The organism is Lysinibacillus sp. YS11, from assembly GCF_002896375.1.
In the GTDB taxonomy this organism is placed as follows: Bacteria; Bacillota; Bacilli; order Bacillales_A; family Planococcaceae; genus Lysinibacillus; species Lysinibacillus capsici.
The window spans coordinates 3,832,307-3,847,881 of record NZ_CP026007.1 but is presented as its reverse complement, the minus strand read 5'-3'; the positions used below and the strand labels follow the sequence as shown (position 1 = coordinate 3,847,881).

The 15,575-nt window shown below is 36.1% G+C and carries 18 protein-coding genes; 10 read left to right on the top strand and 8 right to left on the bottom strand.

What is annotated here, in order from left to right; translation table 11 throughout:
* Positions 1-32: 32 nt before the first annotated feature.
* Both LBYS11_RS23330 and LBYS11_RS19310 read left to right on the top strand, forming a co-directional pair.
* Positions 33-203 carry a hypothetical protein gene (locus tag LBYS11_RS23330; RefSeq protein ID WP_004230831.1) on the top strand — a complete coding sequence of 57 codons (171 nt, stop codon included), beginning with the start codon at positions 33-35 and terminating at the stop codon, positions 201-203.
* 79 nt (positions 204-282) lie between these two features.
* Entirely contained in the window at positions 283-1,113 is an 831-nt protein-coding gene (locus LBYS11_RS19310; protein WP_103118815.1) for an aldo/keto reductase, read from the top strand.
* 42 nt (positions 1,114-1,155) lie between these two features.
* Here LBYS11_RS19310 and LBYS11_RS19305 read toward each other — a convergent pair whose 3' ends face one another.
* A complete protein-coding gene (locus tag LBYS11_RS19305; protein WP_103118814.1) occupies positions 1,156-1,995 on the bottom strand; it encodes an RluA family pseudouridine synthase in 840 nt (279 codons plus the stop codon).
* A gap of 54 nt (positions 1,996-2,049) precedes the next feature.
* On the bottom strand, positions 2,050-2,475 hold the full coding sequence (locus tag LBYS11_RS19300; protein WP_103118813.1) for a disulfide formation protein C: 426 nt from the start codon (positions 2,473-2,475) through the stop codon (positions 2,050-2,052).
* 188 nt (positions 2,476-2,663) lie between these two features.
* On the opposite strand from LBYS11_RS19300, the gene LBYS11_RS19295 reads away from it, so the two are divergent.
* Both LBYS11_RS19295 and LBYS11_RS19290 read left to right on the top strand, forming a co-directional pair.
* On the top strand, positions 2,664-3,779 hold the full coding sequence (locus LBYS11_RS19295; RefSeq protein WP_054548662.1) for a GAF domain-containing sensor histidine kinase: 1,116 nt from the start codon (positions 2,664-2,666) through the stop codon (positions 3,777-3,779).
* 12 nt (positions 3,780-3,791) lie between these two features.
* Complete coding sequence (locus LBYS11_RS19290; protein WP_004230823.1) at positions 3,792-4,439, top strand: response regulator; 648 nt, start codon at positions 3,792-3,794, stop codon at positions 4,437-4,439.
* A 48-nt stretch (positions 4,440-4,487) separates the two neighbouring features.
* Here the strand turns inward: LBYS11_RS19290 and LBYS11_RS19285 are convergent, their stop codons facing one another.
* Complete coding sequence (locus LBYS11_RS19285) at positions 4,488-5,609, bottom strand: response regulator (RefSeq protein ID WP_103118812.1); 1,122 nt, start codon at positions 5,607-5,609, stop codon at positions 4,488-4,490.
* Between the two features lie 554 nt (positions 5,610-6,163).
* Here LBYS11_RS19285 and LBYS11_RS19280 point away from each other — a divergent pair.
* Both LBYS11_RS19280 and LBYS11_RS19275 read left to right on the top strand, forming a co-directional pair.
* A complete protein-coding gene (locus LBYS11_RS19280; RefSeq protein ID WP_103118811.1) occupies positions 6,164-7,090 on the top strand; it encodes a helix-turn-helix transcriptional regulator in 927 nt (308 codons plus the stop codon).
* Between the two features lie 65 nt (positions 7,091-7,155).
* Positions 7,156-7,893 (top strand): effector binding domain-containing protein, encoded by a 738-nt coding sequence (locus tag LBYS11_RS19275; RefSeq protein WP_103118810.1) that lies wholly within the window; start codon positions 7,156-7,158, stop codon positions 7,891-7,893.
* A gap of 17 nt (positions 7,894-7,910) precedes the next feature.
* Here LBYS11_RS19275 and LBYS11_RS19270 read toward each other — a convergent pair whose 3' ends face one another.
* The 4 genes from LBYS11_RS19270 to LBYS11_RS19255 form a co-directional block, all read right to left on the bottom strand.
* On the bottom strand, positions 7,911-8,813 hold the full coding sequence (locus LBYS11_RS19270; RefSeq protein WP_103118809.1) for a cation diffusion facilitator family transporter: 903 nt from the start codon (positions 8,811-8,813) through the stop codon (positions 7,911-7,913).
* Positions 8,814-9,004: 191 nt separating this feature from the next.
* On the bottom strand, positions 9,005-10,324 hold the full coding sequence (locus tag LBYS11_RS19265; RefSeq protein ID WP_004230815.1) for a hemolysin family protein: 1,320 nt from the start codon (positions 10,322-10,324) through the stop codon (positions 9,005-9,007).
* Positions 10,325-10,751: 427 nt separating this feature from the next.
* Complete coding sequence (locus LBYS11_RS19260) at positions 10,752-11,168, bottom strand: hypothetical protein (protein WP_048391793.1); 417 nt, start codon at positions 11,166-11,168, stop codon at positions 10,752-10,754.
* A 171-nt stretch (positions 11,169-11,339) separates the two neighbouring features.
* A complete protein-coding gene (locus LBYS11_RS19255; RefSeq protein ID WP_048391848.1) occupies positions 11,340-11,543 on the bottom strand; it encodes a YheE family protein in 204 nt (67 codons plus the stop codon).
* A gap of 208 nt (positions 11,544-11,751) precedes the next feature.
* Between LBYS11_RS19255 and LBYS11_RS19250 the strand changes: the two genes are divergently transcribed.
* The 4 genes from LBYS11_RS19250 to LBYS11_RS19235 all read left to right on the top strand — a co-directional run bounded on the left by LBYS11_RS19250 (position 11,752) and on the right by LBYS11_RS19235 (position 15,092).
* Entirely contained in the window at positions 11,752-12,894 is a 1,143-nt protein-coding gene (locus tag LBYS11_RS19250) for a DUF445 domain-containing protein (RefSeq protein ID WP_048391791.1), read from the top strand.
* Between the two features lie 15 nt (positions 12,895-12,909).
* Positions 12,910-13,257, top strand: coding sequence for a YlbF family regulator (locus tag LBYS11_RS19245; protein ID WP_004230811.1), 348 nt, complete (start codon positions 12,910-12,912; stop codon positions 13,255-13,257).
* Between the two features lie 141 nt (positions 13,258-13,398).
* Positions 13,399-14,061 carry a ribonuclease H family protein gene (locus LBYS11_RS19240; protein WP_054548656.1) on the top strand — a complete coding sequence of 221 codons (663 nt, stop codon included), beginning with the start codon at positions 13,399-13,401 and terminating at the stop codon, positions 14,059-14,061.
* 119 nt (positions 14,062-14,180) lie between these two features.
* Entirely contained in the window at positions 14,181-15,092 is a 912-nt protein-coding gene (locus LBYS11_RS19235) for a stalk domain-containing protein (RefSeq protein WP_103118808.1), read from the top strand.
* A gap of 50 nt (positions 15,093-15,142) precedes the next feature.
* Here LBYS11_RS19235 and LBYS11_RS19230 read toward each other — a convergent pair whose 3' ends face one another.
* Entirely contained in the window at positions 15,143-15,541 is a 399-nt protein-coding gene (locus LBYS11_RS19230) for a hypothetical protein (protein ID WP_103118807.1), read from the bottom strand.
* Positions 15,542-15,575: the final 34 nt, after the last annotated feature.

Here is a 15,575-nt window from a genome sequence, read left to right as displayed (position 1 = left end):
ATATCGGGAAAACTAAAAGTGAGGTGATTAGTATGGAAAAAAAGGTGCCAAATATTGAAAACGGGACAATGGTGAGAGATATGAAAGAATTAAAAGATTTGGGCAAGCAGATGGAGCATTTACGTGATGGTCTAGAGCTTGCGGAGGATGAGCGAATCGCTGATCCAATTCAATTGGAAGATGTTGAACAGAAGAAAAAGTAGTATATAAACCAGCCGCTTTATTTTTCTTAAATCCAATTTTTTGTATAATGGAACGAGGATAAGAAAGGGGTTGTGCTTTTTGAATTTACAATCAACGAAAACATTATCAAATGGTGTAGAAATGCCTCGTTTTGGCTTAGGTGTTTACAAAATGACAGAACGTGAGGAAACATTACAGGCTATTGATAAAGCACTTCAATACGGTTATCGAGCTATTGATACAGCATCCTTATATGGGAATGAGGTAGAAGTAGGAGAAGCTATTCGTCATTCAGGCATTCGTCGTGAAGATATTTTTGTTACAACAAAAGTATGGAATAATGACCAAGGATATGATGCAACATTACGTGCTTTTGAGGTTTCGCTAAAGAATTTAAATATGGATTACCTAGATTTATATTTAACACATTGGGCTGTCCCTGAAACATTTGAAGAAACATATCGAGCTATTGAGCGCCTTTACGATGAAAAATTAATTCGCGCAACAGGTGTATCGAATCATCATGAGCATCATTTAGAAAAAATATTGGCTAAGGCAAATTCTGCACCGATGGTTAATCAAGTGGAGGTACATCCATATTTACAACAGCAGCCATTAAGGGCATTTTGTAGTGAACACCAAATTGCTGTTACTGCATGGTCTCCACTAGGACGTGGTGGTGTACTTGCTGATCCTACCATTATTGAGATTGGGAAAGAAATCGATAAAACCCCTGCTCAGGTAGTACTGCGTTGGCATTTACAAAATGATACACTCGTTATTCCCAAATCCGTAACACCGAGCCGAATTGAGGAAAACGCACAGATTTTTGATTTTGAATTAACCAAAGATCAAATGGAGAAAATGGCAACATTAAATCGTAACCAACGATTTGGACAAGATCCTGATCATTTTAAATTTAATTTTTAAAAAAAGAATAAATCCCGCACTCCTATAGAGGCGGGATTTTTCTTATTGCTCGTCCTTGACGATAATATGTTTATTTAAAAAAGGATGGTCAAATTCTAATTGAATGGCATGTAGTTCGTAGTCATCACTTACTGTTTCTCGTGCACCATACATTGTATCCCCAATAATTGGATGGCCAATATAGGCTAAATGCACACGGATCTGATGTGTTCGCCCAGTCTCAAGTATGAGATGAACGACACAGGAATTTTTGTAACGCGCCACCACTTCATAGTGTGTTACAGCATGCTGCCCAGTTTTGGACACAACACGTCTTGTGGCATGGTGTCTGTCTTTGCCAATTGGTTCAGCAATCGTTCCAGAAGACGTTCGTAAGTTACCTTGCACCTCTGCTGCATACGTACGAATAATGGTTTTTTCCTCAATCATTCGATCGAAAATGGACTTTGCTAAAGGGTGCTTTGCTACTAGTAATAAGCCCTGTGTCCCTTTATCAAGACGATGAACATGTTCAGCATAAATGCCACCCTGTTCTTTGATATGTGTCATGACATGGTTCATACATGTATGTGTATCACGAGCATCATTAGGATGTGTTGCCATACCTTTTGGCTTTGATACGATTAAACAATGGTCATCCTCATAGACTACATCAATAGCACATACAGGTGTTGGTTTGTAGCTAGAAGTTGGAACAGGAAACGTAAATTTGATTATTGTTCCAGTTTGTAAAGGTGTATTCCATTGAACCAGCTCATCATTTGCCAATGTGATGGCTTTGGCCATACGCAATTCATGAACGAGTTTTTTACCGAGTCGCCAATGATTACGTAGCAATTCTTCCACACTTAAGTTATCTTCAGCAATTTCATAATGAAACATAGATCTTCCTCCGTAGAAAAAACCGTATTCCAAAGGTAGAACACGGTCTTCCGATTATTTTGCAGCTTTAGAAGCTTTGATTAAATAAAAGCTTGCCCCTGCGATTAAAATAAATGCAGTTAATGCTAAAAACGGAATAGTAATAAAGCCTAACCAATTAATATATTGTCCTGTACAAGAAACTGCGCCACAGGAAGGAGCATTTTCAGCTAAATAGCTAAGCTTTTGAATTCCGTAATGGTAAAGTGAAATACAGCCGCCAACCACAGAAAATACAGCTGTTGTGACAGCAATACGTGCATTTTTTTGTATAAATGCTACTGTCGTCATTATAACAATTGGGTACATAAAAATACGTTGAATCCAACATAATTTACAAGGTTCATAATGACGAATCTCAGAAAAATATAACGAACCTAGTGTTGCTATAGCAGAAACAATCCAAATAAATAATAAGCCATTTTCTTCTTTTTTAGACATATCCAATCTTCCCTTCATAAAACCATGTCCTTGTTCGATTATAGTGGTTCTAGTTTTATATGTAAATCAACTTACACAAAATAAGGTATGTGATGAATTTCAGTCTAAAGTATGAACGGTGGAAGCAGACGCTTTCAATAGCTTAATGGTATCATTAACAATAGTAATGCTAAAGAAGAGGTGTTTTCGTGAGGGAGAATGAGCATTCCAATATCAGTATTTTAAAAGAGATTGCTGAACTATTAAATGAAGAAACTGAAATTGTCACAATGCTAAAAGGTGCGCTCATCAAATTTTTAAATGGCACCAATTTTGAAACAGGCTGGATTTTTTTTATTGATGCAAAGGGGCGTTCAGAACTTGTTGTCCATGAAAATCTACCAGAGGCATTGGAATATAACAATTGCCATTATTTAAAAAAGGGCGGTTGTTGGTGTGTATCGCGTTATCGTAATGAAGAGCTAAAAAAAGCCTCCAATATTATCGAGTGTCAGCGTATTGAAAGTGCCATAGCTGCAAATGTTGGGGATCATGAAGGAATCACACATCATGCGACAGTACCCCTTCAATCTGGACAAGAACGTTTTGGCGTATTAAATGTCGCATCTAAGGATACAGTACGCTTTTCAGAGGAGGAGCTTGCTTTATTAGAATCAGTTGCCTTTCAGATGGGGTCAGCTATTAAGCGAATTTTATTGACAAAGCAGGAGCAGGAAATGGCACTTGTGAAGGAACGTAATCGCCTAGCTCGTGATTTACACGATTCAGTTAATCAACTACTATTCTCGGTTACGTTAACAGCTAGGGCTGGCATTGAAATGACGGATGATTGCGAAGTGAAAGAAACATTTAAAGAGATTCAGCATTTAACACAAGATGCACTTACAGAGATGCGTGCGTTAATTTGGCAATTGCGACCTAAAGGGTTGGAAAATGGTTTACTTGAGGCCATGAAAGTATACGCTGAAATGCTTGGCTTAAAACTACATGTTACGGTTTCAGGCGTATTGCAATTTCCCTCACGTATTGAAGAAACATTATTTCGCGTAGCCCAAGAGGCGTTAAATAATGTACGTCGCCATGCAGGTGTATTAGAGGCAGCATTGTATATTACTGTTACATCAACAGATATTTTGTTGGTTATTCGTGATGAGGGACGGGGCTTTGTCATTGACAACAATACAAAGTTGCTTTCAATGGGCTTACAATCTATCAAGGATCGTGCAAAATCAGTTGGTGGAACTGCCGACTGGGTAAGTGAAATTGGCAAAGGTACGGAGCTGCTAATCCGCTTGCCATATTAAGGGGGAGAGGACATGATACGTGTATTAATTGCAGACGATCATCACGTGGTGCGTAGAGGACTACTGTTTTTCTTAAAGACACAAAAGGATATTGAGGTTGTTGGAGAGGCCAAAAATGGGCACGAAGCTGTTGCATTAGCAGAAAGCATTCAACCAGATATTATCTTAATGGATTTAGTCATGCCTGAAATGGATGGCATCCAGGCGACTAAACGCATCAAAGCGAAGTTTCCACAAATAGAAATTTTAATGCTCACTAGCTTTTCTGATCGAGATCATGTGGTTCCAGCAATGGAGGCAGGAGCGGCAGGCTATCAGTTAAAAGATATTGAGCCAGATGAATTGGTCTTATCCATTCGTCGTATTATGCGTGGTGAAAACACTCTACATCCTGAAGCAACGACAACGCTTGAAATGGATCGCCAGGAGTCTCAGAATGCACCCCATTTATTAAATCCGCTGACACCTCGTGAACAGGATGTGCTAGCAGAGCTTACAAAAGGAAAAAGTAATCGGGAAATTGCATCCTCACTCTTTGTCACAGAAAAAACGGTGAAAACCCATATTTCGAATATTTTTACAAAGCTACAAGTACAAGACCGTACACAGGCAGCGCTGTATGCTGTTAAGCACGGGCTAACTGAAGGTAGTGGGATGTAAATAAACGGCGAGCTTCTACTCACATAGAAGCACTCGCCGTTTTTTACATTATTTATGTTGAACAAATAATTTTTTAGATATCTCTAATAATGTAGAGCTAGGTGTTAGTGCTAAATCTTCCTCTAGTCTTTGCGTATATGTTTGGAAAATTTTGAGTGCCTGTTCATGAAGCCCTGCCTGTATTAACGTATATAAATAGTGCTCAAGTTTTTGTTCATTATAGGGATCATACTCTATTAATGCATGTAAAAATTCCATAGCTCTTTCAGTATCTGAAAAGACCGTTGTTTGAAACCCTTTTTCTAATAGCTCTATGTATGATTTCATTAATTTATCTTTATAGGCAGTTGACCATTCATAATCATCAAAAACAAATAAGCCATTCTTATAAATAGAAAGACATTGATTAATCAAAGAAATAGAAGGAAATTCAAGTCTTGAAAAATCCTCATGAAGTTTTTGAAAATCGTATAAATCACATACGATATTTGGCTTTTCGAAGATATAGTATTTATTTGAAAAGACAATACAGTTTTCGTAGCCAATTGTATTTAGAGTTTTCCTTAAATAAGATAGAGCTGTATGAAGATTTGATTTGGCTCGTACATAATCTAAATCTGGCCATAGAATTTCAATTAAATAATCTCGATGAATCGGTATATTTGGATGCAAAATAAAATAAGCAAACAATTCTTTTGTCTTTTCTGTTTTAAATGCCACTAAACTATTGTTACTATAGACGGCAAATTGATCGAAGCATTGTACATTTAAGACAGTTTGTGTAGCCTGTTGAAGCATTTGCTGAATGGAAAATTCATGCTCAATACGGGCTACAGTTTTTTCTAAACGGGCATGACTGATAGGCTTTAATACATAGTCGAGACTGCCAATTTCATAGGCTTGTAATGCAAATTCATGATAGGCGGTAATGAAAATTACACTGACTTGTGGGCGTTCCGTTTTGATAATATCAGCAACTTCAAGTCCTGATAATTCTTGAAGTTTTACTTCTAAAAAGATAGCCTCAAATTCCATAGTTGGTAGTTCATTCAGAAATACTTCTACGCTTGTAAAGGTTTGCATCACCTGTATTTGTTGAAAGGCATGTAGTTTATTTTGAAAATAGTGTAAAGCTAACGGTTCATTGTCTATTAAAACGGCTCGAATCACATCAAACTCTCCTTTATACAATTAAATTAAAAACATTAAACTCTAGTTCATTTTGGGTGAAAAGGCTTCCTAATATAGTGAAGGGCAAGAAAAGTGAAAATCACTCAACTTTTCTATTAAAAATTTGATGCCAGAAAAAAGCAATTTATGGTGTAGTTCTTTCACGGGTGAGAGTCAATGAATCCCGATGTGTTTGTCACATCGCGTCAAATCCATTCAAAGAAAATTTCGCCGTTCATTATATAGAAGATAAAAGTTTTTTAGTTTGTGTTAAGAGAATTGAAATAATTGCTTAGGCGTTAAAATCAAACTATTCTTATACAAAAATGAAACAACATAGTATTGTTAATGAAAGTTGCATATGGGCATAAGCCTTGTTTTTTCTTTTATTGTTAAAATAGTATAATTGTTGTAACAATAATTAGGCGTTATTATAGTACATTTGTCTTAAAAAATACTCAAAAAGTACTTAAAAAATACTTAAAAAGATAGGTTATTAATTAAAATAGAAGTATATATAGGAATAATGGGATGGCAAGAAAGGAGATTTTACCATGAAATTAGAAAGACTTCTAACCATGACGATGATATTAATCAACCGTAAAAAGGTTAAGGCACAGGAATTAGCAGAGTTATTAAATGTTTCGATTCGTACCATTTATCGAGATATTGAAACATTGAGCTGTGCTGGTGTACCTGTTATTAGTCAGCAAGGTGTAAATGGTGGCATTAGTTTAATCGATGGTTATCGTGTTGATAAGCAAGTGTTGACGAAGGATGAGCTCACGTCACTTTCTATTGCGATTAAAAGTGCTTTGACTACCTATGAAGATTCCCACGCTGAAGCCGTGCTCGAGAAAATAACGAGTATTGCTGATGATCATGTAAAACAATCGATGGACCATCTATTTGTTGATCTTAGTCCATGGGGACCAAACGCTCTCTTTAAAGAGCTTATTACGACGCTCAAGACAGCTATAGAGAATAATCGTTGCATAAGCTTTCATTATTCTACTACTTATGGTGAACAAACAAGCCGAATAGTCGAACCACATACAATTGTTCAAAAAGGGAAGATATGGTATTTGTATGGCTATTGTACATTAAGAAAGGACTTTCGTTTATTTAAGCTTGCGAGAATGAAACATTTGCTTCAAGCTGATTCTACCTTTGAGCGTAAGGAAGTGAATTTAAGTGAACTCCCTTGGGGTAAAGAATGGCATCGACCACAAAACGTAGTCGATTTAGTCATTTCTTTTGATAAAGACATTACAACCTTAGTGGAGGAATCCTTTGGTGCAGAACATATAGACCATGAACAATCTATGATTCATATATCTATACCCGAAGATGAATGGCTTTATGGTTTCTTGTTAAGCTTTGGGCATCGCATTAAAATTATGGAACCACTTTATATAAGAGATATTATTCAAAAACGAGCTTTAGAAATTGTTCAATTATATAAAAATCTAGATAATTGATGACAGACAGTTGTCAGGTTTCCTTTGCTATAGTAAGTACAAATAAAGCGAAAGGTGGAATGACGATGCAAAGCTATTGTCAAAGCTGCGGTATGCCTTTAGTAGAAGAGGCATTATTGGGTACTGAAAAAGATGGGGACAAAATTCTGGAGTATTGTATATATTGTTACGAGGGAGGCAAGTTTAAACAACCCCAGTTAACAGTAGAAGAAATGATCGAAATTTGTGTACCGCATCTTAAGGAAGGTGGTATGCCAGAAAATGAGGCACGGAATATGCTGACTTCCTTTTTGCCAAGTTTGAAGCGATGGAGAAAAAGTGAAGGGAAGGAACCAAAAGTAGTTGAATTAACCGCATTTAACATCGTAGGTATTTCAACTCAAACAAGTAATGCCAATGAAATAACAGAGCATGCTAAAATTCCACAATTATGGGATGACTTTTATCAGCAAAATATTGCGGGCCAAATAGCCGAGCGAAAAAATGGTCATGTCTATGGTTTGTATTCAGACTATGAGACGGATGTGAATGGTAATTATACTCTTACACTAGGAGTAGAGGTAAATAATGATGACATTCCAACAGATTTAGTAGTTAAAATGATTCCAGCAGCTAAGTATCTAGTATTTACATCAGATAAAGGCACGATGCCTGAAGTTGTCATCCACACCTGGCAAGAGATTTGGGCATGGTTTGCAAATTCTAAAGTTGAACGAACATATACAGGCGACTTTGAACTGTATGATGAACGATGCGCTAATCCACATGAATCACAAGTGGATATTTATATAGCTATTAAATAAGAAAAGTCTCCTACCAATCAACTGGTAGGAGACTTTTCTTCGTTTTGCGGAGGAATGATATATGGCTCAATATGCACAAGAACCTGACAAAAGCGATTTTCACGCATAATGGTATGTTCGATTTCTTCGGTTATGCGATGACTTTCAAAGACATTTAAATAAGGATCTACTGTGACAGTTACGTCGATGAAATACATATTGCCATGGGCACGTCCTTTAAAGTCTAAAAGCTCCATTACCCCGTCCACGTTACGGATTAGGACCGATAACGTTTCAACTTCATCAATATCAAATGCATCTGTAAGACTTTGAACAGCTTCCCAAAAAATTTCTACTGCTGTTTTAATAATTAAAAAGGCAACAATGAGAGCTGTAAGTGAATCAATGATCGGAAAGCCGAAAATGGCTCCAAAAATACCAATGGCTGTACCGATGCTGACAAGTGCATCAGAGCGATTGTCAAAGGCAGCAGCTTTAACAGCGGCACTCTTAATTTTCTTTGATAGTGCCAAATTATAGCGATAAACCACATACATGACAACTGCACTACCTATTGCTACATAGGCTGTTAATAGTGAAGGTGTTGTACCAGTGGGCTCCCACAAGCTTTTTAGGGAACTAACTAATACTTGGAGACCGACAACAAGCATAATGAACGATGCGACTAAAGAGGCAACAGTCTCAGCTCGTAAATGTCCGTATTGGTGGTTGGAATCAGGTGGTCTTTGGGCAATGCGTAAACCAACCAGTACCGCGATGGAAGCAATGATATCAGTTGTGTTATTTAAACCATCTGCTTTTAGGGCCTCAGATGTACCAATGTAGCCTATTGTAAGCTTAGCAGAGCTTAGGATTAGATATGTACCAATGGATAGCCATGCACCTTTTTCCCCTTGACGTAAATTTGTATAGAGCTCCATTTTGTTTCCTCCTCGCAAAACTTTCGGACATTAGAAAACGACCCCCTTTTAAAAAGGGAGTCGTTTCATCTATTTATTACAGTCGTTGCTCCCACCTATATAAGGTGTGAAAAAAAGACCATATTTATAGCCTAGATTATACAAGCGTGCTTCTAATAGTACCACGACAAGTATGGTAAATCAATTCAATTTTAGTCAATGACTGCGTCATATTCATTTGATAAATCACTGTTAGGTAATTTCAGAACTTCTAAGTATAAAATATGGTGACCATCTAATTCTTTTGCGATAAATTCAAAACCTTGCTCTTCAATACTGTCACCTTCGACTGCATCAAAACGCTTCGTCATGAACCAACCACCGATAGTATCAATATCATCATCTTCTATGTCAGTACCAAGCATATCATTTACATTTTCAAGAAGCATCTTAGCATCTAAAATAAAATGATTTTCTGCAATTTCTTGTACTTCCGGGATTTCGTCTTCATCAAATTCATCTTGAATATCGCCGACAATTTCCTCAATAATATCTTCAATCGTCACTAAACCAGATGTTCCGCCATATTCATCCATTAAAATGGCCATATGAATACGTTCACGTTGAATTTTTAGTAATAGATCGTTAATTTGCGTTGTTTCCATCACTCGAATAATAGGTTGCATATAATCAATGACTGGCTTATCACCATTTTTAGGATCTTTAATGTAAGCGGTTAATAAATGCTTCATGTTAACTAATCCAATAATATGATCTTTATCTCCATCCAGAATTGGATAACGAGTATATTGCTCAACACCCATTAAATCAAACACTTCTTTAATTGTTAGCTCTTTTTCTATGCCGACAATTTCAGTTCGAGGAACCATAATTTCTTTTGCAAGACGATCAGAGAACTCGAAAATACTGTTAACATATTCATATTCTGAGTTATTAATTTCTCCACCTTTTAAACTATCCGACAAAATCATACGCAGCTCTTCCTCTGTATGAGCAACTTCTGATTCTGACATCATTTTTAAGCCGAAAAGACCTGTTAAACCACGGGCAGAGCCATTTAATAGCTTAATGATGGGATACGTAATATTGTGGAAGATAATTAATGGGCCAGAAAAGTTTAATGTGACAAATTCTGCTTTTTGGATGGCTAATGTTTTTGGCGCCAATTCCCCAATAACAACATGCATAAACGTAACGATTGAGAATGCAAGTATGAATGAAAGGATAGATGTAATACTACCATTCAAATTTAGAAATTCAAACACTGGGTGTAAAATGATTTCAAATGTAGGTTCACCTAACCAACCTAAACCAAGTGCAGTGATGGTAATACCTAACTGGCATGCAGATAAGTACTCATCTAAATCTGAAACAACACGTTTTGCATTTTTCGCTTTTTTATGCCCTTCCGCGAGCAATTGATCAATGCGGGTAGATCTCACTTTTACGATTGCAAATTCAGTTGCAACGAAAAATCCAGTCATTATAATTAGTAGGGCGAATGCCGCCAACCTAATGGTTATCTCCAATATGTCTCCGTCCAAATAATTCCTTTGTTCCCGCCCGAATGAGGGAAGTAAACAAAGTGTACACCTCCTATGATTTAAAAAATTGTTGGATGTTTCAATCATAAATTATTTAAAAGAAAAACACAAATATTGACAACAACTTTTTCACTTGTTTTTCATGGATCTTTTGAAAAAATGCAACTAGATTCAAATACCAAAAGATTGTAATTACCATGGCTATATGCTAACTTTAGAAAGATCAAAGATAGTTTGTTTAGGGAAAGAAGCATTTTGCATCTCATATAATACGACACGTCAAAAATCTCAAGAGTGCTTTAGCTTGCGGATTTTTTTAAATGAATTATTTTTTATAGTAAGGGGGAGTCTCAATCATCATTTGAGACTCCCCCTTTCTAAATGTTTGACCTATTTATTCTTGCTGGAAGCGTAATTTTAAACACGCTTTTTCAACATCATGAACCGTTTCCTTTAAAGGTATTTCACCTGTAAACGGAGCGATAGATACAGGTGCTTTTTCCGTTATGCCTTGCTGTGTTAAAACATAGTTCTTATTATTATACGTTAAATAGAAGGTTTTAATCGATTTCTTGCCAAAAGAGCTAGTAGATGAATCAAAGAAGCCCTTTAGTTGACTGCAATACTCATTGTAAAAGTCGCTTTTATAGCCAGAAAGTTCCTCGAATTTCTTACTATTAACAGCACCCGCTTCATCCACTAATTCGAATATTTTAGCGGAAAATTCTGAAAAAAATTCTTTTACTTTTACACGAATTAACGCTTTTGAATTATAGCTATTTAAGTCATCCGAAAGTGTGACTTTACTCATTGAAATGGCCCCCTGCATAAAAAACATTTACTATTAAGCTGATATCATAAATGTATAAGAAAAATATACAAATTTCAACAGGATTCAACATAATTAGCTTAAATGGCGTGCTATTAATAGTAAATATAGGTATTTTTATACGGGATCACAACGAAAAATTGACTATCAAATTCAATCGTATACATGAAACAGCATAAGTTCATGTATCATTTTTTTAACAACCTCCTCGTCTGATGGAATGGCTCCTATCCACTCAATCGTACCGTCCTTTAAATATTCCGCTTGGTATCGTTCTCGTTGATAAAAAAACGAAATAGACCACCCAGGTAGTTGCGTGTTTTCAAATAGTGGTTTAAAACTGAAATGTTGAATCATCATCAAACCTCGCTTCTTATAGTATGTAGTCATATTATTCAAGTATAAAGGTATTTTTGCAACTATTCACTTTTCATAGAAGTAAATAGGATGAGATTGAAATTCTAAAGGGGTATTTCTTTCGTTGAAAATCATTGCTCTGCTATAATGAGTGCAGAAGGCGACAAAATACGCCAATCTTGAATACAATTGAAATGAGAGGATACTAATGGATAATTTTATAGTGACATTACTTTTTATGGCTATCATTGGGGCTGCAATTGGGGGCGTTACAAATCACTTAGCCATTAAAATGCTTTTTCGTCCATATAAAGCGATATATATTAAAAATTGGCGTGTACCGTTTACACCAGGCCTTATACCCAAACGACGTGATGAATTAGCAAAACAGCTGGGTCTTACAGTAGTTAATTATTTACTAACGCCTGAAACATTTAGAAAAAAGTTTTTCTCTAAGGATATTCAAGACAAAGTAGAACACTTTGTGCAAACAAAAGTTGAAGAAACAATCTTTACAAACGACAAAACAATTCAGGATTGGCTAAACTTAGCTGGGTTTGCTCATCTACCTACTACCATTGAACAGAAGGTTGAAGCAATTGTTGAGGGACAATTTTCGTCGGTAAAGAATACACTATCAACAAAATCAATTCGTACGCTGTTATCAGATGATATCCAAAATACAATTGATGCTAAAATTCCAGTAGCAGTTCAGCACATTTTGGAAAAAGGCGAGGATTATTTTTTATCACCAGAAGGTGAAATGACGATTAAGGCAATGATTGATGACTTTTTATCATCAAAAGGGTCTCTAGGCGGCATGATCAATATGTTCTTAGGTGATTCCTCTTCATTAGTTGGGAAAGTTCAACGTGAGCTTGTGAAGTTTTTACAAGCACCAGGAACAACAACATTACTAACAAAAATATTTTCACAGGAATGGGAAAAACTTAAAGATCGACCAGCTATGGACTTTTTGCAAGATGTTCAATTTGACCCCATTTTATCGAAATTACAAGTGTACGTGAAAGAACAATTAGCAATCTCTGAACGTTTAAATCAACCGATTTCTTATTATTGGCCAGAAGGAAATGACTGGGCGAAGTATACCGTGATTCCACAAGCTATAGAAAAAGCTTTTGTGAAGGCAGAGGAAAAACTTGAGGACGTACTAAAACGTTTAAACTTACAAGAGGTTGTGCGAGAGCAGGTTGATTCATTCCCAGTAGAGAAATTAGAGGAGCTTGTATTAGGTATTTCAAAACGTGAGTTTAAAATGATTACTGTATTAGGTGCAGTGCTTGGTGGATTGATTGGGATTGTGCAAGGCTTGATTGTTTACTTTATTTAAAAGGAGATTGTATGAATGATTAATATTTATAATGACATTAATGCGTTAGAAGCAACTTTCCGTAAGATTCCAGAATTTGAAGCGTTAAAAGCTGCTGTTGAAGTTGTTAAAAATGATGAAGAGGCATTAAATGTCTTTAAAAACTTCCGTAAAATTCAAATCGAATTACAGAAAAAGCAATTAGCTGGTGAGGATATTTTGGAGGATGAGCTTGTCTATGCACAAAAAGCGGCACAGCTTGCACAGCAAAATGAAAAAATTTCAACGATGCTTGAGGCAGAAATGAAGGTAAGTAAAGTAATCGAAGAAGTAAATCGCATTTTAATAAAACCTATCCAAGGTTTATATGAAGGAATTCAATAAAAGGTGATAATCGCAATTTAAAAAGGAATAATTTTTCTAGGAATTGCACATATAACAAGTGAGAGGAAAACGTGTATCCGCTATTGGTCGGTACACGTTTTTGCTTTATGTACCAGTTAAAGAGTATGGGAGGTTATGAATATGCATGTCATCATTGAATGGACCTATAAAACACCAAAAGGAGCAACAACAGTTTTACGTTCCGCTGAAATGCCTGCAGCTCAAGCACTTTTACTTGCAGAGGATATGGAAAGAACGGGAAGGGTAAAATCGCTACATTGTATTGATCGGCAAGATACAAATTGGTCACTTAAAGAGCTAAAAGCATATTTAAAGGAAATTGATACAGAGCCTCATAATATTACGGTCTATTTTGATGGAGGTTTTGATCGTGGGACAAGGCAAGCAGGACTAGGCTGCGCCATTTATTATGAACAAAATGGTAAACCTTTACGATTGAGAAGGAATGCCTTTTCGTCTGAATTGAAATCAAATAACGAGGCAGAGTATGCAGCGCTTTATTTAGCCTTAGTAGAGCTAGAACTTTTAAATGTCCACCATTTGCCTGTGCGTATTATAGGAGATTCACAAGTGGTCATCAATCAGCTGAATGGGGAATGGCCAGCATTGGAAAAAGAACTAGCAAGCTGGGCAGATAAAATTGATGCTAAGCTGGAGCAACTTCACATTCAAGCCGAATACCAGCTTGTTTCACGTAAGGATAATTCGGAAGCAGATCGCCTTGCTACTCAAGCTTTAAATGGCATCGATATTACTGGTTTGAGCGAGATTGTTAAAGAATAGGAATAAGAGGTGGCAGTAGATACTGCCACCTCTTTCTCATAAAATCCTCGGTTTGCACTGAAACTTTTTCCATTTTAAAACTACTACTACTATGAATCCAAACAATAAGGAGAGATTTTATGAACATGAAAAAAATAGCACCTGCAGCTATGTCTGCATTATTATTTGGAAGTGCCCTTGTACCGGTAGCTTCAGCAAATGAGCAGCAATCTACAGAAGCGGAGGTACCACAAATACAAATTGATCCCGTACACATTTTTAATGATACTCGTGGTACTGTGGAAGATGTTCGTATTGGGGAAAATATTACATATTACACAGTAAAAGAAGGCGAGCAAACAAATGTATTAGAAATTACTAAAGATACTCTCGTGTTCGACAATACTGGGAAGAAAGTGGAGCTACAAAAGGGTGATAAAGTATTAGCTTATACCTTTGCTAACAAACCGCAAAAATATATTTATCCACCACAATTAAATCCAGAGGTTGTCATCGTTGAAACAGAAGAAGTTGGTTTTGTAGAAGTGGATTATTTCTTTGAAGATTTAACTAATACGTATGATATTTTAAAATTAAATATTGGGAAAGAAACAGAGCTATTCAATGAAAAAGGTGAAAAGGTGGACGCTAAAGATTTAGCAGAGAAGCATCTAATTGTTTTCTATACGGCCTCTACTAAAAGTATCCCAGCTCAAACAACACCATCTAAAGTAATTGTACTGGACGATGATTCCTCAACTACTAAGAATCCAATAAATGAAGAAATTGATAATATTATCGCATCAGATTCTTATGAAGTAGCTGGTACAAAAATGGTGCCATTACGTGTGATCGCTGAAAAGCTTGGCTTCAAAGTGGATTCTACAGGCAAGGGGGCAATCCTTTCAAAAGGGAATATGTCTTACACAATTACTCGCGGTGAAAAAACATTTGGCTATAATAAGGCATTACGTACACTAACAGTCGCACCGACCTTAAAAGATACAAAGACATATGTACCTGTTGAATTTGTGGATGAATATTTAAAATAATTAAGAAAATAGTATGCCAACAATGCTTGGCATACTATTTTTATTTGTGGTTACTCAGCCATTGCTAGAGCGTAATGGTTCTTTGAGGAAATAAAGGCTGGATACTTTTTCGCGAATTGTTGGAGACATTGTTTAAAGGATATTGTACTCATGAAGTTTTTAGCTAATACCATTTCATCTGAATACAATAAAAATTGCTGAAAATGCTGTTGAATAAATACCCTTGTCTTTTCATAATGCTTGTTAATTGAAATAGCGCCATAGATTTCTTGTTGATCAATAATATAAATAAAATCACAAAGTACTTTATGTGTGCCGTATTTAAGTTTTACCGTGACATATAATGTTTTTTCGTCACAGCGCTCTAAATCAAAATGGTGGAATGCTACTTCTACTTGATGAATAAAGCTCGAAACAGATGTATAATTGTCATTTTTTAAAATAAACATTCTCGACACCACCTTTTCTGAAAATTATAATGAC

What these genes read in the sequence shown, in the direction of transcription:
- LBYS11_RS23330 (WP_004230831.1), top strand. Translation starts at nt 33, where the DNA reads ATGGAAAAAAAGGTGCCAAATATTGAAAACGGGACAATGGTGAGAGAT.
- LBYS11_RS19305 (WP_103118814.1), bottom strand. Translation starts at nt 1,995, where the DNA reads ATGTTTCATTATGAAATTGCTGAAGATAACTTAAGTGTGGAAGAATTG.
- LBYS11_RS19300 (WP_103118813.1), bottom strand. Translation starts at nt 2,475, where the DNA reads ATGTCTAAAAAAGAAGAAAATGGCTTATTATTTATTTGGATTGTTTCT.
- LBYS11_RS19290 (WP_004230823.1), top strand. Translation starts at nt 3,792, where the DNA reads ATGATACGTGTATTAATTGCAGACGATCATCACGTGGTGCGTAGAGGA.
- LBYS11_RS19280 (WP_103118811.1), top strand. Translation starts at nt 6,164, where the DNA reads ATGAAATTAGAAAGACTTCTAACCATGACGATGATATTAATCAACCGT.
- LBYS11_RS19275 (WP_103118810.1), top strand. Translation starts at nt 7,156, where the DNA reads ATGCAAAGCTATTGTCAAAGCTGCGGTATGCCTTTAGTAGAAGAGGCA.
- LBYS11_RS19270 (WP_103118809.1), bottom strand. Translation starts at nt 8,813, where the DNA reads ATGGAGCTCTATACAAATTTACGTCAAGGGGAAAAAGGTGCATGGCTA.
- LBYS11_RS19260 (WP_048391793.1), bottom strand. Translation starts at nt 11,168, where the DNA reads ATGAGTAAAGTCACACTTTCGGATGACTTAAATAGCTATAATTCAAAA.
- LBYS11_RS19255 (WP_048391848.1), bottom strand. Translation starts at nt 11,543, where the DNA reads ATGATTCAACATTTCAGTTTTAAACCACTATTTGAAAACACGCAACTA.
- LBYS11_RS19250 (WP_048391791.1), top strand. Translation starts at nt 11,752, where the DNA reads ATGGATAATTTTATAGTGACATTACTTTTTATGGCTATCATTGGGGCT.
- LBYS11_RS19245 (WP_004230811.1), top strand. Translation starts at nt 12,910, where the DNA reads ATGATTAATATTTATAATGACATTAATGCGTTAGAAGCAACTTTCCGT.
- LBYS11_RS19240 (WP_054548656.1), top strand. Translation starts at nt 13,399, where the DNA reads ATGCATGTCATCATTGAATGGACCTATAAAACACCAAAAGGAGCAACA.
- LBYS11_RS19235 (WP_103118808.1), top strand. Translation starts at nt 14,181, where the DNA reads ATGAACATGAAAAAAATAGCACCTGCAGCTATGTCTGCATTATTATTT.
- LBYS11_RS19230 (WP_103118807.1), bottom strand. Translation starts at nt 15,541, where the DNA reads ATGTTTATTTTAAAAAATGACAATTATACATCTGTTTCGAGCTTTATT.